The sequence below is a fragment of the Cryobacterium sp. TMT1-2-1 genome, from assembly GCF_004403955.1.
Lineage (GTDB): Bacteria > Actinomycetota > Actinomycetes > Actinomycetales > Microbacteriaceae > Cryobacterium > Cryobacterium psychrotolerans.
Genome location: NZ_SOHC01000044.1, coordinates 1 through 22,984, shown reverse-complemented (window position 1 = coordinate 22,984; position 22,984 = coordinate 1). Strand labels below are relative to the sequence as shown.

Sequence of the window (22,984 nt, the reverse complement as noted above, 5' to 3'; positions counted from 1 at the left end):
ACCGCGGTCGAACTCGCCCGATCGCATCAGCGAACCGTCCTGGCGAAACCACTGCCACGATCGTGGAGTTCGGTGTCCAGTTCGAAGCCGCACGACTGCACAGACCCGTTTTTATAGAGGCCGGCCCGGGGAACCGGAGCTGTGGATGCCGTCATGACACGAGCATGCGCCCGGCGAGCGGTAGGCTGGGACCGCACAAGCCACAACCGAATACCGGGCCAACACGGTCGATGCGGAAGAGTTCGACGTCGCCAGGCGCGCGAACACCGAAGGAGCAATCCTCCCCGACAATCTCTCAGGTACGCGTACCGCATCGAACTGGCCACTCTGAAAAGTAGCCGCGGCACATACGCGGCTCGCCCACGGTGAAAGTCACACCCCGCTCGAGGTGCGACGAAGCTCTCAGGCCGGATGACAGAGGGGGAGTTCCCAGCTGGGGTCATCGTCGACCCCAGCGATAATCGCTCGGCCATGCGGCCGACCAATCTGGAGAACTCATGACCTCGGCAGACATGTCAGCCCCCGCCACGCGCACCCGGTACTCCCCGCTGCACCAGGCTCACGTCGACGCCGGTGCCAGCTTCACCGATTTCGCCGGCTGGCAGATGCCGGTCCGCTACTCGAGCGACCTCGCCGAGCACCACGCCGTGCGCAGCGCAGCAGGAATCTTCGACCTCTCGCACATGGCCGAGATCGTCGTCGCCGGGCCCGACGCCGGGGCCTTCCTCGACTACGCCCTCGCCGGCAAGCTCTCCGCGATCGACCTGCTGCAGGCCAAGTACAGCCTCATCCTGAACGAAGCCGGCGGCATCATCGACGACATCGTCGTCTACCGCACGAACGAAAACGAGTACCTCGTCGTCGCCAACGCCGGCAACCGTTTGCAGGCCTTCGAGGCGCTCTCCGCGCGGTCCGCCCGCTTCGACGTGTCCGTCCTCGACCGGAGCGACGACGTCGCACTGATCGCAGTGCAGGGACCCGACTCTCGCGCCATTCTGGAAGCAACGGAGGGCCTCGCGGTCGACGGCGACCTGGCGGCGCTCAAGTACTACCGGGCCCTCGGCGGCACCTACCGAGACGGCACCGTGTTGATCGCCCGCACCGGGTACACCGGCGAAGACGGCTTCGAGCTGTACGTTGACGTGCCCGATGCCGCAGCCCTCTGGGACGCCCTCGTCGTTGCCGGCAAGGCCCACGGCCTCGTCCCGGCGGGCCTGGCCAGCCGCGACACCCTCCGCCTCGAAGCGGGCATGCCGCTCTACGGCCACGAGCTGAACACGTCGACCTACCCGGCCCAGGCGGGCCTCGGCCGCGTGGTCAGCCTCGCCAAGGAGACCGACTTCATCGGCCGTGCCGCGAGCGAGGAAGGCCCCAGCGCCGACGCGCGCGTGCTGGTCGGACTCGTCTCGGCGGGCAAGCGAGCCGGTCGCGCAGACTACGAGATCTTCCCGAGCACCGACGCGACCGAGGCATCCGGCGTCATCACCAGCGGCGCCCTGTCGCCGACCCTCGGCTACCCCATCGCCATGGCCTACGTGGCGCCGGCCCTGGCCCGGCTGGGCACCGAAGTCTTCGTCGACGTGCGGGGGAGCCGGATCCCGGCCACCGTCACCTCGCTCCCGTTCTACAAGCGTCAGAAGTAGTCAGCACCAGCTCCACCAGCAGTGCGCACAGCAGCATCCACCCCCGCGAGAGGAATTCCCATGGCAGACAAGTCTGAATTGCAGTACACGGCCGAGCACGAGTGGGTGCTGGTCGACGGCGACACGGCGACCATCGGCATCACCGCGTACGCCGCGGAGAAGCTCGGCGACGTCGTCTTCGTCGAGCTGCCCGCCGTCGGCAGCGACGTCGCGAGCGGCACCGTCGTCGGCGAGATCGAGTCGACCAAGTCGGTCGGCGAGCTCTTCGCTCCGATCAACGGCACCGTCACCGAGATCAACGACGCCGTCGTCGACAGCCCGGAGCTCGTCAACAGCGACCCGTTCGGAGAGGGCTGGCTGATCAAGGTCTCCTTCACCGAGCTGCCCAGTTTCCTCAGCTACGCCGAGTACTCCGCCCTCGTCGGCGAGTAGCACCGGCTAACAGGCCCCACCCAGCACCCGTTTCCCCCGGCGACCAGCCACACAACCAGAACGCGCAGGTTCAAGCACACATGTCACAGCCCTTCACCCAGCGTCACATCGGAACGGATGCGGCGGCGCAGTCCCACATGCTCGCCGCCCTCGGCTACGACTCGGTCGAGTCGCTCGTGGACTCCGCGATCCCGCCGTCGATCCACGTGGACCAGTTCCGCCAGGCCGACGACAGCGTGCTGCCGCCGGCCGCCACGGAGCGCGAGGCCATCCTGGAGCTCCGCGCCCTGGCCGACCAGAACACGGTCAAGCGGTCGATGATCGGGCTGGGCTATTACGACACGATCACCCCCGCGGTGATCAAGCGGAACATCCTGGAGAACCCGAGCTGGTACACGGCCTACACGCCCTACCAGCCCGAGATCTCCCAGGGCCGGCTGGAAGCGCTGATCAACTTCCAGACCATGGTCGCCGACCTGACCGGGCTGAACACCGCCAACGCGTCGATGCTCGACGAATCGACGGCCGTCGTGGAGGGCATGCTCCTCGCCCGCCGGGCCTCGAAATCAAAGTCGGCCCGGTTCGTCGTCGACTCGGATGCCCTGCCGCAGACTCAGGCGCTCCTCGCCAGCCGCGCCCACGCGCTGGGCATCGAGCTCGCCGTCATCGACCTCGACGAGGCCACGGCAGCCGGCGACCTCGGCGAGCACTTCGGCGCCTTCGTGCAGTACCCCGGCGCATCCGGTCGGGTCTGGAACCCGGCCGGCGTCATCGCCGCCTCGCAGGCGCAGGGCGGCCTCGCCGTCGTCGCGGCCGACCTGCTCGCGCTCACCCTGGTCACCTCACCGGGCGAGCTCGGCGCGGACGTCGCCGTCGGCACCAGCCAGCGCTTCGGCGTGCCGATGGGCTTCGGCGGTCCGCACGCGGGCTACATGGCCGTGCGCAAGGGCCTCGAACGCCAGCTCCCCGGCCGTCTCGTCGGCGTCAGCGTCGACGCGGCCGGCCACCCCGCCTACCGCCTGTCGCTGCAGGTGCGCGAGCAGCACATCCGCCGGGACAAGGCCACGTCGAACATCTGCACCGCCCAGGTGCTGCTCGCGGTCATGGCCGGCATGTACGCCGTCTACCACGGTCCGGGCGGACTCAAGGCGATCGCGACCGAGGTGCACGACCGCGCCGGCCGCCTGGTCGCCGCGCTCCGCGCCGCCGGGGCCGACGTGCAGGGTGACTCGTTCTTCGACACCGTCCGGGTCTCCGTTCCCGCCCGCGCCGCCGAGGTTGTGGCGCGCGCCGCCGGAGCCGGCGTCAACCTGCACCTCGTCGACGCCGACACCGTGGGGGTGTCCGTCGACGAGACGACGACGCCCTCCGACCTTTCCAACGTCGTCGGCGCCTTCGGCGGCCGCGACGCGTTCGGCCACGTGGACTTCTCCGCCGTGACCGAGGGGCTCCCGGCCGGCCTCGGTCGCACGAGCGAGTACCTCACCCACGCCGTGTTCAACACTCACCGCTCGGAGACGAGCATGATGCGCTACCTCAAGCGCCTCGCCGACTACGACTACGCGCTCGACCGGGGCATGATCCCGCTCGGCTCCTGCACGATGAAGCTCAACGCGGCCACCGAGATGGAGGCCGTCAGCTGGCCCGAGTTCGGTGGCATCCACCCCTTCGCGCCGCGCGCTGACGTCGAAGGCTACCTGGCCCTGATCCACCAGCTGGAAACGTGGCTGACGGATGTCACCGGCTACGACTCCGTGTCGCTGCAGCCCAACGCGGGCAGCCAGGGCGAACTGGCCGGCCTGCTCGCCATCCGCGGGTTCCACCTCGCCAACGGCGATGCGCAGCGCACCGTCTGCCTGATCCCCTCCAGCGCGCACGGCACGAACGCGGCATCCGCCGTGCTGGCGGGCATGAAGGTCGTCGTCGTGGCCTGTGACGACCTCGGCAACGTCGACCTGGACGACCTGCGCGCCAAGATCGCGGAGCACGCCGAGAACCTTTCCGCGCTGATGATCACCTACCCGTCCACGCACGGCGTGTACGAGCACGAGGTGGGCGCGATCTGCCAGGCCGTGCACGACGCGGGCGGCCAGGTCTACGTCGACGGCGCCAACCTCAACGCCCTGCTCGGCTTCGCCCGCTTCGGCGACTTCGGCGGCGACGTGTCGCACCTCAACCTGCACAAGACGTTCTGCATCCCGCACGGTGGCGGCGGACCGGGCGTCGGCCCGGTCGCGGCCAAGGCGCACCTCGCGCCGTTCCTGCCCGGGCACCCGCTCGCCCAGAGCGAGGACCACTACCTGCTCGGCGGCAGCGTTCGGCACGAGGGCGGCCCGGTCTCCGCCGCGCCGTACGGCAGCCCGAGCATCCTGCCGATCACCTGGGCGTACGTGCGCATGATGGGCATGGACGGACTCAAGCAGGCCACGGGGGCCGCAGTGCTCGCCGCCAACTACGTGGCGAAGAGCCTGGAAGCGCACTACCCGGTGCTGTACTCGGGCGACAACGGCCTGGTCGCGCACGAGTGCATCCTCGACCTCCGCCCGCTCACCGCGGCGACCGGGGTGACCGTCGACGACGTGGCCAAGCGCCTCGTCGACTACGGCTTCCACGCGCCGACGATGAGCTTCCCGGTCTCGGGAACGCTCATGATCGAGCCCACCGAGAGCGAGGACCTGGGCGAGATCGACCGGTTCATCGAAGCGATGATCGCGATCAAGGCCGAAGCGGATGCCGTCGCCGCCGGAACCTGGCCCGCCGACGACAACCCGCTGTGCAACGCGCCGCACACCGCGCAGTCGGTCATCGAGGGGGAGTGGGAGCACGCCTACGACCGCGCGACCGCGGTCTACCCGCTGCGTTCGCTCATCCGCAACAAGTACTGGGCGCCGGTGCGCCGCATCGACAACGCGTTCGGCGACCGCAACCTCGTCTGCGCCTGCCCGCCGCCCGAAGCCTTCGAGTAGCCCCTTCCCCCTCCCGCGAAACCGCAGTTGTGCGCGCTAAAACGTCGTTTTAGCGCGCACAACTGCGGTTTCGCGGTGGGGGCTAGGCGGCGGGAGCGACCAGGGCGGGCCACCAGGCGAGCGCGAGGGGATAGCCGACGAACGAGACGATGTCCAGGATCCAGTGGGCAACGACCAACGGCATCGTGCGTCCCCAGCGGGTGTAGCACCAGCCGAAGAGCACGCCCATGGCGACGTTGCCGAAGAACGGCCCGACTCCCTGGTACAGGTGGTAGGTGCCCCGCAGCACGGCGGATGACAGGATGACCGTCCACGTCGACCAGCCGAACTCGCGCAGGCGGGTGAACAGGTAGCCGACCACGATGAGTTCCTCGGAGAGCGCGGCGCCCAGCGCGGCGAAGACGAGGATCGGAATGGTCCACCAGTAGGTGTCGAGCGGGTTGGTTGTCACGGCGACCGTGAGCCCCAGGGCGCGACCGAGAAGGTAGAAGGCCAGGCCCGGAAAGCCGATCACCACAACCAGGCCGACTCCGCGGGAGAGGTCGCGCCCCGGTTGGCTGAGGTCGAAGCCGATCCGGCCGAACGCGCTCTTCCCGGGCAGCCAGAGCAGGTAGAGCACCAGGGCTACGGCGAACAGCTGGAAGAAGATGCCCAGGAATTGATAGGTGAAGTCGAGCCACTCGCGCTCCGACTGGGAGGCGTTCAGCGCCGCCGACTGCTCTGAGAGCGGCTTGCCCCTCGTGAGCCTGGCAACGATCGCGACCACCGAATACACTGCGGATGCCCCGAGAGAGAGCCCGAGCACGATCGCAACTTCCCAGGCCAGCCGGGTTCCGCTCATGAGGGGACGGAGATCGGGAAGGCTCATGTTTCGGCCGGCATCCTGCAGGCGGGAGTGCCACCGGGCAGCCGGTGGCGGTACCGGGCGACGAGCCGGTAGCCGAGCTCGGCGAGCCAGGACAGCGGCGGAAGGGTGCCGATCCAGCCGATCATCCGGAGCACCGGGTTCGGCTGGTGGCGCAGCAGGGCGGCCACGGCCGCGGCGCCGCCGTAACGTCGCCCGCCGGTGACGAGCCAGACCCGTGACCGGCCGTCGGCAGCGGTGAGGCCGTAGGCGGCAAGATCCGTCCACTGGTACGGCTCGACAGGCGGCCTGGCCGGCAGCACGCGGCCCAGCCAGAGCACGGCGCTCGTGCAGAAGGCACAGTCCCCGTCGAAGATCAGAACCGTCGTTTTCGCACCAGGAAGGCTCGCCATGGCTCCATCATCTCACCCCGGCGTTCCCACTGAACGCACAGTTAGCCGCGGGAATGATGCGCATAAAGATCAATCCCTGCAGCTATCGACCTCGCAGGTTGCTCATCGGTAACGGTTCCCCTCAGGTTTTGCGCTATCGACGCCCTCGACCTAGGGTCTTTGTTTATCGCGCGCGTTTCGCCGGCCACAAGCCGAGGAACGCGCCCACTTTTGCACTGGAGGAAAATTGAAGATCAACAGACTTGGCATTGTTGCCATTTCTCTCGCCGCCGTGGGAGCGCTTACGCTCTCGGGCTGTGCTGCCGGCACGGAAAAGGCCGCAGCCCCCAAGGGCGACTCGAAGGCCATCATCACCACGAACGGGTCCGAACCGCAGAACCCGCTGATCCCCACCAACACCGCCGAGACCGGCGGCGGCAAGGTTGTCACCTCGGTGTTCGCCGGACTGGTGTCCTACACGGCGAAGGGCGAGCTCGAGAACGAGGTCGCCAAGTCGATCGAGTCCGATGACGCCCAGAACTGGACCGTCACGCTCGAGGACGGCTGGAAGTTCAGCAACGACGAGCCCGTCACCGCCAAGTCGTTCGTTGACGCCTGGAACTACGGCGCGCTCTTCAGCAACGCGCAGGGCTCCTCCTACTTCTTCGACGACATCGCCGGCTTCAGCTACGACGCCGACTCCGAACTGACCGGCCTCAAGGTCGTCGACGAGAAGACCTTCACGGTCGAGCTCGTCGCGCCCGAGGCCGACTGGCCGCTGCGCCTGGGCTACTCGGCCTACTCGCCGCTGCCCGAGGTCGCGTTCGAGGACATGGCGGCCTTCGGCGAGAACCCGATCGGCAACGGCCCGTACATGCTCAAGGGCGAAGGCGCCTGGGAGCATGACGTCAAGATCGACCTCGTCACCAACCCGGCCTACGACGGCGTGCGCAAGCCCGCCAACGGCGGCCTGAGCATCGTCTTCTACGACTCGCAGGATGCCGCCTACGCGGATGTCCAGGGTGGAAACCTCGACGTTCTGGATGCAATTCCGGACGCCGCGTTCGAGACCTACGAGTCCGACTTCCCGGAGCGTTCGGTGAACCAGCCGGCCGCGGTCTTCCAGGCGCTCAACATGCCGTACTACCTCGAGCACTGGAGTGGCAAGGAAGGCGAGCTTCGCCGCGCGGCCATCTCCATGTCGATCAACCGTGATGAGATCACCGACGTGATCTTCCAGGGAACCCGCACGCCGGCCACCGACTTCACGTCGCCGGTCATCGACGGCTACTCGGACAAGCTCAAGGGCGCCGACGTTCTCGAGTACAACAAGAAGGAAGCCAAGAAGCTGTGGGCCGAGGCCGACGCAATCGCGCCGTACACCGGTACCTTCGACATCGCCTACAACTCCGACGGTGGCCACCAGGCCTGGGTTGACGCTGTTGCCAACAGCATCAAGAACACGCTGGGCATCAAGGCCGTCGGCAAGGCGTACCCCACGTTCGCCGCAGCACTGGACGACCGTGACGCCAAGAAGCTGACCGGTGCCACGCGCGCCGGATGGCAGGCGGACTACCCGTCGCTGTTCAACTTCCTCGCTCCGCTGTACCAGACCGGTGCCGGCTCGAACAAGGAAGGCTACAGCAGCAAGGAGTTCGACGGGCTCCTCAAGGAGGGTGCAGCCGCATCGTCCGTCGAGGAAGCCACCGCAAAGTACCAGGAAGCACAGGAAGTCCTGCTGAAGGACCTCCCGACGCTCCCGCTCTGGTACTCGAACGTCACCGGTGTGTGGGCTGAGACCGTCGACAACGTTGTCTTCGGCTGGGACTCCGTCCCGATGTACACCGACATCACCAAGAAGTAACACCCGCACGTTATCCATCACAGTGGAATGCCCGGGGGGGTCGCTTGACCGCCCCGGGCATTGCACTGACCAGACTCACCCAGTGATTGCGACTGTTATGCCCATTTGTTCCAACGAGGGAACCTGATGCTCTGGTACACGGGCAAGCGCCTGCTCCAGATGATCCCGGTGTTTTTCGGCGCCACGTTCCTCATCTACTTCATGGTGTTCTCCCTCCCCGGAGACCCCATCGCCGCTCTCTACGGAGACCGCACGCCTTCCCCCGGCGTGATCGCCCAGATCCGCGCCCAGTATTACCTCGACCAGCCGCTGCTGGTGCAGTACTTCCACTACATGGTCGGCTTCTTCCAGGGCGATCTCGGCACGACCTACTCGGGCCGTCCGGTCTCCGAGGTCATGGCGTCGGCCTTCCCGGTCACCGCCCGGCTCGCCATGCTCGCGCTGATCTTCGAGGCGTTCGCGGGAGTCCTCGTCGGACTCATCGCCGGCCTGCGCAAAGGCAAGCTGTTCGATGCAAGCGCGCTCGTGGTCAGCCTGCTGCTGATCTCGGTCCCGACCTTCGTCATCGGCTTCGTGCTGCAGTTCGTCTTCGGCGTGCAGCTCGGCTGGGCCCGCACAACGGTGAGCGGAGAGGCGCCGCTGAACGAGCTGATCCTGCCGGCTCTCGTGCTGGCATCCGTGTCGTTCGCCTACATCGTGCGGCTCACCCGCGCCAGCGTGTCGGACAACCTCAATGCAGACTTCGTGCGCACCGCGACAGCGAAGGGGCTGTCCCGACCGCGCGTCGTCACCGTGCACGTGCTGCGCAACTCGCTGGTTCCCGTCGTCACCTTCCTCGGCGTCGACCTGGGTTCGCTGATGGTCGGCGCGATCGTCACGGAGGGCATCTTCAACATCAACGGTGTCGGTGGCACCGTCTACAAGGCGATCAAGCTCGGTGAGGGCCCGACAGTGGTGTCGTTCATCGCCGTGATGGTCGTCATCTTCGTGCTGGCCAACCTGCTCGTCGACCTGCTGTACGCAGCCCTTGACCCAAGGATTCGTTATGCCAAGTAATAGCCCGAGTGGGCAGACCCACTACGTCGCGGAACTGGAGGACACTCCCGTCGCCGCGGTCGACCGCCTCGACGAATCGCAGAAGGCGCGCAGCACCTGGGCGGATGCCTGGGACTCGATGCGTCGTCGGCCCTCGTTCTGGATCTCCTCCGTGCTGATCCTGCTGATCGTGGTCGTGGCACTGTTCCCGAGCCTGTTCGCCCAGACCGCACCTGACGCCTGCGACCTGGGAAACAGCAACGACGGACCCGCGGCCGGACATCCCCTCGGCTTCACGCGCCAGGGCTGTGACGTCTACTCGAGGATCGTCTTCGGAACACAGGCTTCGATCACCGTAGGACTGCTGGCGACCATGCTGGTGACGCTCTTCGGAGTCATCATCGGCGCCCTGGCCGGGTTCTACGGCGGACTTCTGGACGCCTTCGTGTCCCGCATCGGCGACATCTTCTTCGCCGTTCCCACCGTGCTCGGTGCCATCGTGCTGATGTCGGTCCTGCCGGTGCGCACCCCGGTGACGATCGCGGTCGTGCTCTCGATCTTCGCCTGGCCGCAGATCGCCCGCATCATGCGTGGCGCCGTGCTGTCGGCGCGGAACTCCGACTACGTGACCGCCTCGATCGCCCTGGGAGTGTCGAACTCCAAGATCCTGCTGCGCCACGTGATCCCGAACTCGCTCGCGCCGGTCATCGTCATCGCGACGGTGTCGCTGGGAACGTTCATCGTGGCCGAGGCGACGCTGTCGTTCCTGGGGATCGGCCTGGGCTCGGACGTCATGTCCTGGGGCAATGACATCGGTCAGGCCCAGACGTCCATCCGTACGAGTCCACAGGTTCTGTTGTATCCCGCGGCGGCCCTGTCGATCACCGTGCTTTCCTTCCTTATGCTCGGCGACGTTCTCCGCGACGCACTCGACCCGGCTGCGAGGGCCCGACGATGACCCAGATAGCGAACGACGACGTGTTCCAGACCCTTCCAGCGTCCCCGACGACGACGGATTCGGCATCCCGGCAACCGCTGCTGCAGATCCGTGACCTCGAGGTCGGCTTCCAGACCCAGCACGGGCTCGTCCCCGCCGTGCGCGGCGTCAGCCTCACCCTGTACGAGGGCCAGACCCTGGCGATCGTGGGTGAGTCCGGCTCCGGCAAGACCACGACCGCGCAGGCCATCATCAACCTGCTCGCCGGCACGGGAAAGGTCACGGCCGGGGAGATCCTCTTCGAGGGCCGCGACCTGACGAAACTGTCGGCGAAGGAGATTCAGGATGTTCGCGGCCGCCTGATCGGCTACGTCCCGCAGGACCCGATGTCCAACCTCAACCCGGTCTGGAACATCGGGTACCAGGTCGAGGAAGCCATCAAGGCCAACAACGTCGCCCAGGGCAAGAGGGAGGTCAGGAAGCGCACCATCGAGGTGCTGCAGGAGGCCGGCCTGAGTGACGCTGCCGACCGGCTCAAGCAGTATCCGCACCAGTTCTCCGGGGGCATGCGTCAGCGCGTGCTCATCGGAATCGGCCTGTCGGCCAGACCGAAGCTCCTCATCGCCGACGAGCCGACCTCGGCCCTCGACGTGACGGTGCAGCGGCAGATCCTCGATCACCTGGGCACGCTGACCCGTGACTACGGCACCTCGGTGCTGTTCATCACCCACGACCTCGGCCTGGCCGCGGAGCGGGCCGAGCAGCTCGTCGTGATGTACAAGGGCAAGGTCGTCGAATCGGGGCCCTCCAGGGAGATCCTCGCCAACCCCCGGCACCCGTACACCCAGCGGCTCGTCGCAGCGGCGCCGAGCCTGGCCTCCCGGCGGATCCAGGCGAAGAAGAACCCCCAGGCGGATGCCGAGAAGATCTACTCAGAGGGATCGCTCGACACCGGCTTGATCGCACGGGCGACGAAGCGTGAGAACGCGGCTCCCGACCGGGACCTCATCTCCGTGCAGGGCGTCACCAAGGTCTACCGCATCCGCAAGGGCGGGTTCCGCAGCGACGAACTGCTCGCCGTGAACGATGTCTCCTTCGGCGTCAAGAAGGGCACCACCACGGCCATCGTGGGGGAGTCCGGCTCCGGCAAATCAACGGTGGCCAAGCTCATCCTGCAGCTCGAGGGAATCACCAAGGGCAGGATCGAGTTCGACGGCCAGGATGTCGCCGGCCTCAAGGGCGCGGAGCTGCTGAAGTTCCGTCGCCGCGTGCAGCCGGTCTTCCAGGACCCGTACGGCTCGCTGGACCCGCAGTACAACGTGGGCAACACGATCGCCGAGCCGCTGCTCGCGCACAAGGTGGGCACGGCCAGGGAACGGCAGGCCCGCGTGCTGGAACTGCTCGACCAGGTGTCGCTGCCGTCGTCCACGCGATTCCGGTATCCGAGCGAGCTCTCCGGCGGTCAGCGGCAGCGCATCGCCGTCGCCAGGGCGCTCGCGCTCAAGCCGGACGTGCTCGTGCTCGACGAGGCCGTTTCGGCCCTCGACGTGCTCGTGCAGGGCCAGATCCTGAACCTGCTGACCGAGCTGCAGGCCGAGCTGGACCTGACCTACCTCTTCATCACCCACGACCTCGCGGTCGTGCGGCTGGTCGCGGACAATGTCTGCGTCATGAAGAAGGGGCAGATCGTCGAGGCCGCGACAACGGACGAGGTGTTCGACAACCCCCGCGAGCTGTACACGCAGGAACTGCTCTCCGCCATCCCCGGCGGCAACTTCGAGTTCGGTCGCTGACCTAACCCGTTCCGCCAATTCGACGGAGATTCTGCCCGAAAGGGATGCTGTGAGGCTCATGTGAGCGCCGCGGCACGGAGTCTCCGTCGAATTCGTTAACGGCGGAAGTCTCCCTTTCGGGGGCCCTAGCGCACTTTCTGGTCAATATGTCCGGTTGGCCACGCAATTTTCGTGCGGAAAATGAGATCTTCGTGGCTCCTGATTACCAATGTGTAACGTTTTCCCGTGTCGCGCGCGGTGGGCGCGTCGACCTCTCTAGGGTCAGTAGCAACCAGCACGGCGTCGAGGCCCGCACGGAGTCCCTGCCGCTTGCACACATTGCACAGGAGGAACAATGAGAATCAGACGCATCGGGGCAGCAGTTGCTGCCGTTGGCGTCGTCGCTCTCGTCATGTCAGGATGCGCGGCCCCCACGGCCGAATCCGGACTCGACAAGGGCACGTCGGTCAACGTCGCGTGGAACCAGCCGTTTTATTCGTATAACGGCATGACCTCGTTCGGCAACGCCACGGCGAACGCCAACATCATCTACATGACGATGGACTGGTTCAACCTGTACGACAACGAGCCCAAGCTCGTGAAGAACACCGAGTTCGGCTCGTACGAGAAGGTCTCCGAAGACCCGCTGACCGTCAAGTACACCATCAAGGATGGCGTCAAGTGGTCTGACGGCACCGCCGTCGACGCCGCCGACATGCTGCTCAACTGGGCCGCCAACTCGCGCTCGCTCGACACCCCGGACTTCGACCCGGCAGAGTTCACCGACCCTGACACGGGCGAGTTCACCGACGCCTTCCCGAAGGACATCGTCTTCTTCGACTCCGGCGCAACGCCCGACTCCGGCCTCGGCCTGGTGCACGACGTGCCGAAGATCGGCGATGACGGCCGCTCCATCACGATGGTGTACGAAACCCCGTACGTGGACTGGGAGCTCGCTTTCCCGAGCGCTCTTCCGGCTCACGTTGTCGGCAAGAACGCCCTCGACCTGACGGACAACAAGAAGGCCAAGGATGCCGTCATCAAGGCCATCCAGGACAAGGACGACAAGTCGCTGGCCTCGCTGTCCAGCTTCTGGAACTCGGGCTTCAACTTCACCGAGCTGCCCAAGGACCCTGACCTGTACCTGAGCACCGGCCCGTACACGATCTCGTCGTTCAAGGCCGACCAGTTCATCACCCTCAAGGCCAACCCCGACTACACCGGCGCCCACAAGCCGACGATCGAAGAGGTCACCATCCGCTTCATCGGCGACCCGCTGGCCGCAGTGCAGGCGCTCCAGAACGGCGACGTCGACGTCATCTCGCCCCAGGCGACCGCTGACATCACGACCGCCCTCGACGGCGTCAAGAACGTCACGGTGATCAAGGGTGCCGAGGGCACGTACGAGCACATCGACCTTCAGATCGACAAGTCGAAGAACGGCACGTTCAGCGACCCGAAGGTGCGCGAGGCCTTCATGAAGGTCATCCCGCGCCAGGAGATCATCGACAAGCTGATCAAGCCGATCGTCGGCGAGGACGCCACGCTGCGTGACTCGCAGATCTTCGTCCCCGGCGCCGAAGGCTATGACGACTCCGTCAAGGCCAACGGTTCGGCCGCATACGCCGAGGTTGACGTCGAGGGCGCCAAGGCGCTGCTCGCCGAGGCCGGCGTGACCAGCCCCAAGGTCTGCTTCCTCTACAGCTCGACCAACCCGCGCCGCGTCAACGAGTTCCAGCTGATCCAGACGTCGGCGGCACTTGCCGGCTTCGTCGTTGAAGACTGTGGCAACGAGAACTGGGGTGGCCTCCTCGGTACCCCCGGTGCCTACGACGCCTCGCTGTTCGGCTGGCAGTCCACGAGCCTCGGCGTGACCAGCTCCGGCCCGACTTTCGAGACGGGCGGCATCAACAACATGACGTTCTTCTCGAACGCCGAGGCTGACAAGGTCATCAAGAAGCTGAACGGCGAGTTCGACCCGGAGAAGCAGATCGAACTGCAGAAGCAGCTCGACAAGCTCATCTGGGACAGCTACTACGGCGTCACCGTCTTCCAGTTCCCCGGTGTCACGGCATACAACAACAAGATCGACGGCGTTGACCCGTCGATCCTGTCGCCGACCATCTTCTGGAACATCTGGGACTGGAAGGTTGCAGCCAAGAAGTAGGGCTTGAGCCCCCGCTTCCACTGAAATCCGGTGGGCGTCGGGACCGAAAGGTCCCGGCGCCCACTGCCAGATCCTCATAGATTGGCTGGTCGCCACCGCTCATGGCCTCATTCGTAACCCGGCGCCTGATCGCCGCAGTTTTCGTACTCCTCGCCGCGACATTCCTGATGTACATCCTCGTCTCAATGTCGGGCGACCCGCTCAAGGAGCTGCGGGAAAGCAGCGCTCCGAACAAGCTCGAGCTGATGGAGGCCCGCACCAGGCTTCTCAACCTCGACGTTCCCCCCTTCTTCCGGTACTTCATCTGGCTCGGCGGCATCGCGCAATGCTTCGTCGGCCAGTGTGACTTCGGCGTCAACGTGCAGGGCCTGCCGGTCAACGTGCTGCTCCAGCAGGCGATGGGATCAACACTGCAGTTGGTCGTCTCCGCCCAGCTGATCGCGATTGTCGTCGGCCTCGCGGTCGGAATCACCACCGCCCTGCGCCAGTACAGCGGATACGACTACTCCATCACGTTCGCTTCCTTCCTCTTCTTCTCGCTCCCGATCTTCTGGGTGGCCGTACTGCTCAAGCAGTACATCGCCATCGGATTCAATGACTGGCTGGCTGAGCCCAGCATCGGGATAGCGGTTCTGATCGGGATATCGATAGTCTCGGGCCTGCTCTGGATGTCTGTTCTCGGCGGCACCGGCAGGAAACGGCTGACCACACTCGCCGTCGCCACCGTGTCAACGGGCGCGCTCCTGGCCTACCTCAACCTGACCGGCTGGTTCAGCACCCCCAGCATCGGCATCGTCGGCGTGGTCCTCACGGCTGTTGCCGCGGCCCTGGGCGTCACGGCCATCTCGGTCGGGTTGAAGAACAGGAACGCGCTGCGCGGTTCGCTGGTCACGGCGGCCGTGGGCATCGCGCTCTACTACCCGATGACCTGGTATGTCTTCCGGTTCATGACCTTGCCGCTCTTCCTCGGCCTCGCGGTACTCTCCGTCGTGGTCGGCGGCGCGATCGGGTATTTTCTGGGCGGACGAGACCGGTGGCAGTCCGCTCGCACCTCGGCCATTGTGTCGGTCATCATCAGCGCGGTCATCGCGCTCGAGGGCCACCTGTTCTATTGGAGTGACTACTTCAACTCGACCAGGATCAACGGGCGGCCGATCGCGACCTTCGGTTCGGCGACGCCGAACCTCGGCGGCAACTTCTGGGTGCAGGGGATTGACACCTTCACCCACCTGCTGCTGCCCACGATCGCGATCATCCTGATCTCCTTCGCCGGGCTCACCCGGTACACGCGGTCGAGCATGCTCGAGGTGATGAACCAGGACTACATCCGCACCGCGCGCTCCAAGGGACTCACCCAGCGCACGGTCGTCGTTCGCCACGCCCTCCGGAACGCGCTCATCCCGATTGCCACGATCATCGCGCTCGACATCGGAGCGCTGATCGGCGGCGCCGTGATCACCGAGTTCGTCTTCGGCTGGAGCGGAATGGGCCAGCTCTTCCAGAAGGGGCTCCAAAACGTCGACCCCAACCCGGTGATGGCGTTCTTTGTGGTCACCGGTCTGCTGACCGTGATCTTCAACCTCGTCGCGGACCTCTTGTACGCTTCCCTCGACCCGAGAATCAGGGTGTCATAATGGTCGACCTCAACCTGGCCCTCCAGGATCCTCCGCACGAGGGTGAACCCGAACGCGACGAATCCACGATCGAGCAGCGCGAAACCATCGGCCTCAGCCAGGGGCAGATCGTTCGCAAGCGGTTCTTCCGTCACCGTGGCGCCGTCATCTCGATCTTCATGCTGGCCTTCGTCATCGTGCTCGCCTACACCTCCGTCGGGCTCCACCTCTGGGGTCTGAGCACCACCGGGTGGTGGCCCTGGCATTGGCGGGAAACCCCGCCCCTGGTCAACCGCGGTATTCCGACGCTGAACCTGATTCCGGGGCCGGGCTTCGGCATCGGACCTCACCCGTTCGGCCAGGACGTCGTCGGGCACGACATCTTCGCGCTGGTCATGCGCGGTGCGCAGCAGTCGATCATGATCATGGTGCTCGTCGGTTCGGTCGGCACCATGGTGGGCGTGTTCATCGGTTCGCTGGCCGGCTTCTACCGAGGCTGGTCTGACTCGCTGCTGATGCGCTTCACCGACGTGATCATCACGATCCCGTTCATCGTGATCGGCGCCGTGATCGGACGCTCCACCGGGTCGCTCGGAGCAGCCGTCCTCGGGCTGATGCTCGGTCTGTTCGCCTGGACCGGGCTGGCCCGCCTCGTGCGCGGCGAGTTCCTCTCGCTTCGTGAGCGCGAGTTCATCGATGCGGCCCGGGTCTCCGGGGCCAGCGACAAGCGGATCATCTTCAAGCACATCCTGCCCAACGCCGTCGGCGTGATCATCGTCAGCGCGACGCTGCTCATGGCGGGTGCGATCCTCGGCGAGACGGCGCTCAGCTTCCTCGGCTTCGGCGTCAAGTCGCCCGACACATCGCTCGGGTTGATCGTCGCCGAGAACCAGGCCGCGTTCGCGACCAGGCCGTGGCTGTTCTGGTGGCCGGGTGTGTTCATCATCGTCATTGCGCTGAGCGTCAACTTCATCGGGGACGGCCTGCGCGATGCGTTCGATCCCCGCCAGAAGAAGATGCCGTCGCCTCGTGCGCTCGCCCGGGCGGCCGTCCGCCGGGCCCGCGACAAGCGCGTCTCGGTCTAGCGGTGGCCCCGGTGCTCCAGGCGGCGCTGCTCCAGGCAGTGCAGCTACACGACCATGCCGGCCACGGTACCCGCGAGAAGCCCGCCGAGCACGGCAATGGTGGCCCAGTGCACGGTGACCTTCAGCGATCCGGGTTCAACGACCCCGCTGTCCAGGTGGCCGGCATCGCGCAGCGCTTCCCAGCGCCGGCGCAGCACGAAGGCTACCTGGCCGGAGGCGGTGCTCACCGAATCGCCGGGGCGCACGCTGCGGCCCGGCCCGTAGGCGGTCTCGCCCAGGTTCCGCACATCGGCCCTCTCAATCGCAACTGCTCCGCGGATGCCTGGGCTCGGCGCGGCCCAGACCGGGATCTTCCGTTCGGGAGTGAACAGGGTCAGGCTGAACCGGGTGTCGATGCGCAGGATCGCGGGCCACGGCACCTCGAACGTGCGCAGCACGTTGACGACCGTGACGCCGTGATCGTCGATCAGGATCCGGGGACGCCAGAACACGGCGATCGCCAGGGCGCTGAAGAAGGCCAGCGGCCAGACCGTGCGGAGAAGGTTGGCCCAGTCGCCGGCAACGGCGAGGCCGGCCAGCCCGATCAGGCACAACACGACGATCACCGCGGCGAGGACACGCCCGAACATGGGGTGAAATTGGAACGACTCTGTCAGCACACCCTTAGTTTCGCAGATAGCCCGCTTCACCCAGACAGGATGGCAAGCAATGACTGATCCAGCGACCGTCGCACTGAGCGACGACATGGTTTTCGACACCCTCCCCGAGATCGTGCTCGAAGTGAAGGACCTCGACGTCGACTTCTGGGTAGAGGGCGAGCTGTACCCGGCCGCCATCGACATGAACTATGAGGTGCGCCGCGGCGAAGTCCTCGCGATCGTGGGCGAGTCCGGCTCCGGCAAGAGCACGGGGACCATGGCGCTGCTCGGCCTGCTGCCGTCGAACGCGCGTGTCACCGGCTCGATCACCCTGCTCGGAAAGCAGTTGCGGGGCATCCCCGAGGCGGAGCTGCGCAAGGTGCGCGGCAACGCGATCGCGACGATCTTCCAGGAGCCGATGACGGCCCTGAACCCGGTCTACACGGTTGGTTTCCAGATCACCGAAGCCCTGCGCTCGCACTTCGACCTCTCCCCGCACGAGGCGAAGGAGCGCGCGATCGAGCTCCTCACCATGGTTGAGATGCCGAACCCGTCGGAGTCCTTCAACAAGTACCCGCACCAGTTGTCGGGCGGACAGCGTCAGCGGGCCATGATCGCCCAGTCGATTTCCTGCGACCCGGTCCTGCTCATCGCCGACGAGCCGACCACGGCGCTCGACGTGACGGTCCAGGCGGAAATCCTCGACCTGCTCCGCAACCTGCACAAGCGGCTCGACAGCGCCATCATCCTGATCACCCACGACATGGGTGTCGTCGCCGACCTCGCCGACCGGGTGATGGTGATGAAAGACGGGATCACGGTGGAGTCCGGCGTCATCGACGACATCTTCAACCGGCCGCAGCATCCGTACACCAAGCAGCTGCTCGCGGCGGTCCCGCACCTCGGCCAAGGCATCGAGCTCACCGAGCGCCCGCAGGCCTTCCGCGCTGTGGACGCGAAGCCGGTGCTCGACTTTCAGAACGTGGCGATCGAGTACCCCAAGCGTGGGCGGATCCCGGCCTTCCGTGCCGCGGACGAGATCAACTTCCAGGTCTTCCCGGGCGAGATCGTCGGCCTCGTGGGGGAGTCAGGGTCGGGCAAGACCACCCTGGGCCGCGCGGCCGTCGGACTGCTGCCGATCCGCGAGGGGACCCTCATTTCGTGCGGCATCGACATCTCGAAGGCCGGCATGCGCGACCTTCGCCCCCTTCGCCGCAAAGCGGGCATCGTCTTCCAGGATCCGGCATCGTCGCTGAACCCACGGATGCCCATCGGCGAGTCGATCGGGGAGCCGCTCTACCTGTCGCGGGAGGCCAGGGGTGCCGATCTCGACAAGCGGGTGCAGACCCTGCTCGAGCAGGTCGAACTGCCCACGAGCTACCGCAACCGGTTCCCGCACGAACTCTCCGGCGGCCAGAAGCAGCGCGTCGGCATCGCCAGGGCGCTCGCCCTGCACCCCGATCTGCTCGTCGCCGACGAGCCGACCAGCGCCCTGGACGTGTCAGTTCAGGCTCGATTCCTCGAGCTTTTGCAGGAGCTGCAGGGCCGTTTGGGCTTCGCCTGCCTGTTCATCAGCCACGACCTGGCGGTCGTCGATGCGCTGTCGCACCGCATTGCGGTGATGCATAAGGGTAAACTAGTCGAACAGGGGACTAGCGACCAGATTCTTCGTGCCCCCAAGGACCCTTATACCCAGCGCCTAATCAGCGCCGTGCCTGTGCCTGACCCCGCCGAGCAACGAGCTCGCCGCGAGGCTCGCCAGATTGCGAAACGACAAAACAAGGAATAGAACTTATGGCGATTGCCACGCGCAATAACCTCCGGAACGTTGCAATCGTTGCCCACGTTGACCACGGCAAGACAACGCTGGTGGACGCGATGCTCAAGCAGACGAACTCCTTCGCAGACCACTCCCATGTGGAAGAACGCGCGATGGACTCGAATGAGCTCGAGCGCGAAAAGGGCATCACGATCCTCGCGAAGAACACCGCGGTGTCCTACAAGGGGCTGCACGCGACCGACGGTCCGATCACGATCAACGTGATCGACACCCCCGGCCACGCCGACTTCGGTGGCGAGGTGGAGCGCGGGTTGTCGATGGTTGACGGCGTCGTCCTGCTCGTCGACGCGAGCGAGGGCCCGCTGCCGCAGACCCGTTTCGTGCTCCGCAAGGCGCTCGAGGCTCACCTGCCCGTCATCCTGCTGGTCAACAAGACCGACCGCCCCGACGCGCGCATCGACGAGGTCGTGGCCGAGAGCCAGGACCTGTTGATCGGCCTCGCCAGCGACATGGCCGACGACGTGCCCGACCTCGACCTCGACGCGATCCTCGACGTTCCCGTCGTCTACGCCTCCGGACGTAACGGCGCGGCGAGCAGCAACAAGCCCGAGAACGGCCAGCTGCCCGACAACGATGACCTCGAGCCTTTGTTCGAAGCCATCCTCAAGCACATCCCGGCGCCCCAGTACGATGACGAGCACCCGCTTCAGGCGCACGTCACCAACCTCGACGCCAGCCCGTTCCTCGGCCGCCTCGCCCTGCTGCGTATCTTCAACGGCACGATCAAGAAGGGCCAGACCGTGGCCTGGGTAAAGTCCGACGGCACCGTGGCGAACGTCAAGGTGACCGAGCTGCTGATCACCAAGGCTCTCGACCGCTACCCGACCGAGAGCGCCGGCCCCGGCGACATCGTCGCCGTCGCCGGTTTCGCCGACATCACCATCGGTGAGACCCTGGCCGACCCGGATGACGTTCGCCCGCTGCCGACCATCACGGTCGACCAGCCGGCCATCTCGATGACCATCGGAACCAACACCTCGCCGCTCATGGGCAAGGTCAAGGGCCACAAGCTCACCGCGCGCATGGTCAAGGACCGCCTCGACCGCGAGCTCGTCGGTAACGTCTCGCTCAAGGTCGTCGACATCGGACGCCCCGACGCCTGGGAGGTGCAGGGCCGAGGAGAACTCGCCCTCGCCATCCTGGTCGAGCAGATGCGCCGCGAGGGCTTCGAGCTCACCGTCGGCAAGCCGCAGGTGGTTGTCAAGCGCGTCGACGGCAAGATCCACGAGCCGTACGAGCACCTCACCATCGACTCGCCGGAAGAGTACCTCGGTGCGATCACACAGCTCCTCGCCGCGCGCAAGGGCCGCATGGACAACATGGCCAACCACGGCACCGGCTGGGTTCGGATGGAGTTCATCGTTCCGTCCCGCGGCCTGATCGGCTTCCGCACCCAGTTCCTCACCGACACCCGCGGCACCGGAATCGCCAACGCGATCTTCCACGGCTACGAGGAGTGGGCCGGAACCATCGTCACCCGCAGCAACGGATCGATCGTCGCCGACCGTTCCGGTGTGGTCACCCCGTTCGCGATCATCGCGCTGCAGGAGCGGATGTCATTCTTCGTCAACCCGACCGAAGAGGTCTACGAGGGCATGGTGATCGGCGAGAACTCGCGCGCCGACGACATGGACGTGAACATCACCAAGGAGAAGAAGCTGACCAACATGCGTCAGTCCACCTCCGACACGTTCGAGTCGATGACCCCGTCCAAGCAGCTGACCCTCGAGGAGTGCCTCGAGTTCGCCCGCGAGGACGAGTGCGTCGAGGTCACGCCCGCCATGGTGCGCATCCGCAAGGTCGAGCTCGCGGCATCCGCCCGCCAGCGCCAGACGTCACGCCTGAAGAAGCAGGACGCCAACTAGGCACCCCCCTGCCCCATCCGCGAACCCGCAGTTGTGCGCGCTAAATCGTCGATTTAGCCTGCACAACTGCGGGTTCGCGCCATTTTGTATGAGGAAAGCAGAACCATGAAGACCATCAGCAGGCAGAGCCTGAGCGTCTCGCTCGCCATCGTCATCGCCGTAGCGGGCGTTCCGCTGCTCACCGGCTGCTCGGCCGAAGGCGCCGTCAACGGCGCCGTCCAGGGCGCGACCGGCGGGGACGTCAGCCTCGGCGGGAAGCTGCCCACGGGCTGGCCGGACGAGGTCGCCGTCATTGACGGGGAACTCCTCTTCGGCGCCCGCGGCGCCGGCGACAACAAGGACGGCTGGGTCGTGACGGTGAAGTCCGACGCCACCGACCCCCTCGAAGAGGCCAGGAAGACGCTCGAGGATGCCGGCTTCGTCGGTGACACGCGCGTCTCGGCCGGCGACGCCAGCGTCGTCGCGATGAAGAACGACACCTATACCGTCGTCGTCGCCAGCAACTCCGACGGCCTGCTCTACACGGTCAGCCCGGGCTAATCCGCCCCGCGGGCGCCGCTACGCGCTGAGTTGCGGAGAAAGTACCTTCGTTTTCGGATTGAGGGTACTTTCTCCGTAACTCAACCTGACGGGCGCCGGGTCAGGCGAAGAGGGCCTGCCCGATGTATGCGCCGTCCCGGGCGCCGGGCGGCACGGCGAAGAGCGCCGACCCGACGTGCCGGGTGTATTCGTTCATCGCGTCGTTCCTGGCCAGGCTCAGCTGCACCGCGGAGAACTGCTCCGGCGACCGCTGGAAACTGATGAAGAACAGGCCGGCATCGAGCCGGCCGAGTTCGTCGTTGCCGTCGACGAAGTTGTACCCCCGGCGCAGCATCCTGCGCCCCTCGTTCCGGGACGGATGCGCGAGCCGCACGTGGGCGGCCTTGTCGATCAGTGGGGCGTCGTCCGGGCCGGCTTTGTCGAAGTCGGGCTCGGTGAACTCCGATCCGCCCGACAGTGGGGCGCCCTCGCCCTTGCTGCGGCCGATGATCGCCTCCTGTTCGCGCAGGATCGTGCGGTCCCAGGTCTCGATCGTCATCCGGATGCGCCGGGTCACCAGGTAGGAGCCCCCGGCCAGCCAGGCGGGGCCGTCCCCGGACTGCACCCAGACCTGCTCGTCCACCGCCGCGGGTTCCTCGGCCTTGATGTTCGCTGTGCCGTCCTTGAACCCGAACAGGTTTCGCGGGGTGGCCTGGCTCGTGCTGGTGGACGAGGTGCGCCCGAAGCCCAGCTGTGACCAGCGGATGGCCGCCTTGCCGAACGCTATCCGGGACAGGTTGCGCACCGCGTGCACGGCCACCTGGGGGTCGTTCGCGCAGGCCTGGATACAGAGGTCGCCGCCGCCCTGGCCCTCCTCGAGCATGTCGCCGGGGAAGTGCGGGAGATCGACGAGGTCGGCGGGGCGCTGGGAGGCGAGGCCGAAGCGGTCGGTGCCATCCTTCGCCTCGAACAGGGTCGGCCCGAAGCCGAAGGTGATCGTCAGGCCCGCGGGCTCCAGGCCGAGCGCCTCCCCGGTGTCTTCCGGGGGCGCGTCGTAGGGCCCGTCGACGGCGCCGAACTCTCCGACGTCCCGGCCTGCGGTCATGGCCGCCGCCGCGACGGTCCAGTCACGCAGAAGTGCGATCAGGTCCGCGCGGCTGGTGCCCGGGCTGAGGTCGAAGGACGCGAAGTGCAGGCGGTCCTGGGCAGGGGTGACAATGCCGGCCTGGTGCCGGGCGTAGAACGGGTAGCCGGCCGCCGTGCCGGCGCCCCCGGTCGCTGCGATGACCGTGCGGTCACCGGCGACCCCCAGCCCGAGCCCGGCGATGCCGGCTCCGGCCAGGCCGAGCAGTCCGCGGCGGGACAGGCCGCG

17 protein-coding genes and 1 riboswitch are annotated in these 22,984 nt (G+C 66.4%); of the genes, 13 read left to right on the top strand and 4 right to left on the bottom strand.

Annotation, left to right across the window (positions count from 1 at the left end; all coding sequences use genetic code 11):
- Positions 1 to 223: 223 nt before the first annotated feature.
- Positions 224 to 321, top strand: a riboswitch (glycine riboswitch).
- Between the two features lie 176 nt (positions 322 to 497).
- From gcvT to gcvP, 3 genes are all read left to right on the top strand, one after another.
- Positions 498 to 1,643: a glycine cleavage system aminomethyltransferase GcvT gene (gcvT, locus tag E3T33_RS07710; RefSeq protein WP_241982867.1), complete on the top strand. Its 1,146-nt coding sequence runs from the start codon at positions 498 to 500 to the stop codon at positions 1,641 to 1,643.
- 60 nt (positions 1,644 to 1,703) lie between these two features.
- Positions 1,704 to 2,075 (top strand): glycine cleavage system protein GcvH, encoded by a 372-nt coding sequence (gene gcvH, locus E3T33_RS07705; RefSeq protein ID WP_092321289.1) that lies wholly within the window; start codon positions 1,704 to 1,706, stop codon positions 2,073 to 2,075.
- A gap of 80 nt (positions 2,076 to 2,155) precedes the next feature.
- Positions 2,156 to 5,041, top strand: a complete 2,886-nt coding sequence (gcvP, locus tag E3T33_RS07700) for an aminomethyl-transferring glycine dehydrogenase (RefSeq protein WP_092321290.1) — start codon at positions 2,156 to 2,158, stop codon at positions 5,039 to 5,041.
- A gap of 82 nt (positions 5,042 to 5,123) precedes the next feature.
- Here gcvP and E3T33_RS07695 read toward each other — a convergent pair whose 3' ends face one another.
- Together E3T33_RS07695 and E3T33_RS07690 are read right to left on the bottom strand one after the other, a co-directional pair.
- A complete protein-coding gene (locus tag E3T33_RS07695; protein ID WP_241982866.1) occupies positions 5,124 to 5,882 on the bottom strand; it encodes a CPBP family intramembrane glutamic endopeptidase in 759 nt (252 codons plus the stop codon).
- 23 nt (positions 5,883 to 5,905) lie between these two features.
- Entirely contained in the window at positions 5,906 to 6,298 is a 393-nt protein-coding gene (locus tag E3T33_RS07690) for a DUF393 domain-containing protein (RefSeq protein ID WP_092321292.1), read from the bottom strand.
- Between the two features lie 226 nt (positions 6,299 to 6,524).
- On the opposite strand from E3T33_RS07690, the gene E3T33_RS07685 reads away from it, so the two are divergent.
- From E3T33_RS07685 to E3T33_RS07655, 7 genes are all read left to right on the top strand, one after another.
- Positions 6,525 to 8,141, top strand: coding sequence for an ABC transporter substrate-binding protein (locus tag E3T33_RS07685; RefSeq protein WP_134575089.1), 1,617 nt, complete (start codon positions 6,525 to 6,527; stop codon positions 8,139 to 8,141).
- A 126-nt stretch (positions 8,142 to 8,267) separates the two neighbouring features.
- Positions 8,268 to 9,197, top strand: a complete 930-nt coding sequence (locus tag E3T33_RS07680; protein WP_092321294.1) for an ABC transporter permease — start codon at positions 8,268 to 8,270, stop codon at positions 9,195 to 9,197.
- Positions 9,187 to 10,134 (top strand): ABC transporter permease, encoded by a 948-nt coding sequence (locus E3T33_RS07675; RefSeq protein WP_134575088.1) that lies wholly within the window; start codon positions 9,187 to 9,189, stop codon positions 10,132 to 10,134. The genes E3T33_RS07680 and E3T33_RS07675 overlap by 11 nt, the downstream gene beginning before the upstream one ends.
- Positions 10,131 to 11,906: an ABC transporter ATP-binding protein gene (locus E3T33_RS07670; protein ID WP_134575087.1), complete on the top strand. Its 1,776-nt coding sequence runs from the start codon at positions 10,131 to 10,133 to the stop codon at positions 11,904 to 11,906. Before E3T33_RS07675 ends, E3T33_RS07670 begins: the two co-directional genes overlap by 4 nt.
- A gap of 334 nt (positions 11,907 to 12,240) precedes the next feature.
- Positions 12,241 to 14,052 (top strand): ABC transporter family substrate-binding protein, encoded by a 1,812-nt coding sequence (locus tag E3T33_RS07665; RefSeq protein WP_241982865.1) that lies wholly within the window; start codon positions 12,241 to 12,243, stop codon positions 14,050 to 14,052.
- Positions 14,053 to 14,153: 101 nt separating this feature from the next.
- Complete coding sequence (locus tag E3T33_RS07660) at positions 14,154 to 15,686, top strand: ABC transporter permease (RefSeq protein ID WP_092321297.1); 1,533 nt, start codon at positions 14,154 to 14,156, stop codon at positions 15,684 to 15,686.
- Positions 15,686 to 16,750, top strand: coding sequence for an ABC transporter permease (locus E3T33_RS07655; protein WP_134575086.1), 1,065 nt, complete (start codon positions 15,686 to 15,688; stop codon positions 16,748 to 16,750). Before E3T33_RS07660 ends, E3T33_RS07655 begins: the two co-directional genes overlap by 1 nt.
- A gap of 44 nt (positions 16,751 to 16,794) precedes the next feature.
- Here E3T33_RS07655 and E3T33_RS07650 read toward each other — a convergent pair whose 3' ends face one another.
- Positions 16,795 to 17,379 (bottom strand): PH domain-containing protein, encoded by a 585-nt coding sequence (locus E3T33_RS07650; RefSeq protein WP_166784440.1) that lies wholly within the window; start codon positions 17,377 to 17,379, stop codon positions 16,795 to 16,797.
- Positions 17,380 to 17,494: 115 nt separating this feature from the next.
- Between E3T33_RS07650 and E3T33_RS07645 the strand changes: the two genes are divergently transcribed.
- The 3 genes from E3T33_RS07645 (at position 17,495) to E3T33_RS07635 (ending at position 21,633) form a co-directional block, all read left to right on the top strand.
- Positions 17,495 to 19,177, top strand: coding sequence for an ABC transporter ATP-binding protein (locus E3T33_RS07645; protein ID WP_092321300.1), 1,683 nt, complete (start codon positions 17,495 to 17,497; stop codon positions 19,175 to 19,177).
- A 5-nt stretch (positions 19,178 to 19,182) separates the two neighbouring features.
- Entirely contained in the window at positions 19,183 to 21,093 is a 1,911-nt protein-coding gene (gene typA / locus E3T33_RS07640; protein ID WP_092321301.1) for a translational GTPase TypA, read from the top strand.
- Positions 21,094 to 21,198: 105 nt separating this feature from the next.
- Positions 21,199 to 21,633: a hypothetical protein gene (locus E3T33_RS07635; protein WP_092321302.1), complete on the top strand. Its 435-nt coding sequence runs from the start codon at positions 21,199 to 21,201 to the stop codon at positions 21,631 to 21,633.
- A gap of 100 nt (positions 21,634 to 21,733) precedes the next feature.
- Here the strand turns inward: E3T33_RS07635 and efeB are convergent.
- Positions 21,734 to 22,984: iron uptake transporter deferrochelatase/peroxidase subunit (efeB, locus tag E3T33_RS07630; RefSeq protein ID WP_134575084.1), on the bottom strand; the 1,251-nt coding region annotated here is incomplete at its 5' end.

Bases quoted from the DNA above. Each gene is read 5' to 3' on its own strand.
- E3T33_RS07635 (WP_092321302.1), top strand. From the start codon at position 21,199: ATGAAGACCATCAGCAGGCAGAGCCTGAGCGTCTCGCTCGCCATCGTC.
- E3T33_RS07675 (WP_134575088.1), top strand. From the start codon at position 9,187: ATGCCAAGTAATAGCCCGAGTGGGCAGACCCACTACGTCGCGGAACTG.
- gcvT (WP_241982867.1), top strand. From the start codon at position 498: ATGACCTCGGCAGACATGTCAGCCCCCGCCACGCGCACCCGGTACTCC.
- E3T33_RS07680 (WP_092321294.1), top strand. From the start codon at position 8,268: ATGCTCTGGTACACGGGCAAGCGCCTGCTCCAGATGATCCCGGTGTTT.
- E3T33_RS07660 (WP_092321297.1), top strand. From the start codon at position 14,154: ATGGCCTCATTCGTAACCCGGCGCCTGATCGCCGCAGTTTTCGTACTC.
- E3T33_RS07690 (WP_092321292.1), bottom strand. From the start codon at position 6,298: ATGGCGAGCCTTCCTGGTGCGAAAACGACGGTTCTGATCTTCGACGGG.
- E3T33_RS07650 (WP_166784440.1), bottom strand. From the start codon at position 17,379: ATGTTCGGGCGTGTCCTCGCCGCGGTGATCGTCGTGTTGTGCCTGATC.
- gcvH (WP_092321289.1), top strand. From the start codon at position 1,704: ATGGCAGACAAGTCTGAATTGCAGTACACGGCCGAGCACGAGTGGGTG.
- E3T33_RS07670 (WP_134575087.1), top strand. From the start codon at position 10,131: ATGACCCAGATAGCGAACGACGACGTGTTCCAGACCCTTCCAGCGTCC.
- E3T33_RS07645 (WP_092321300.1), top strand. From the start codon at position 17,495: ATGGTTTTCGACACCCTCCCCGAGATCGTGCTCGAAGTGAAGGACCTC.
- E3T33_RS07655 (WP_134575086.1), top strand. From the start codon at position 15,686: ATGGTCGACCTCAACCTGGCCCTCCAGGATCCTCCGCACGAGGGTGAA.
- E3T33_RS07695 (WP_241982866.1), bottom strand. From the start codon at position 5,882: ATGAGCGGAACCCGGCTGGCCTGGGAAGTTGCGATCGTGCTCGGGCTC.
- typA (WP_092321301.1), top strand. From the start codon at position 19,183: ATGGCGATTGCCACGCGCAATAACCTCCGGAACGTTGCAATCGTTGCC.
- E3T33_RS07665 (WP_241982865.1), top strand. From the start codon at position 12,241: ATGAGAATCAGACGCATCGGGGCAGCAGTTGCTGCCGTTGGCGTCGTC.
- gcvP (WP_092321290.1), top strand. From the start codon at position 2,156: ATGTCACAGCCCTTCACCCAGCGTCACATCGGAACGGATGCGGCGGCG.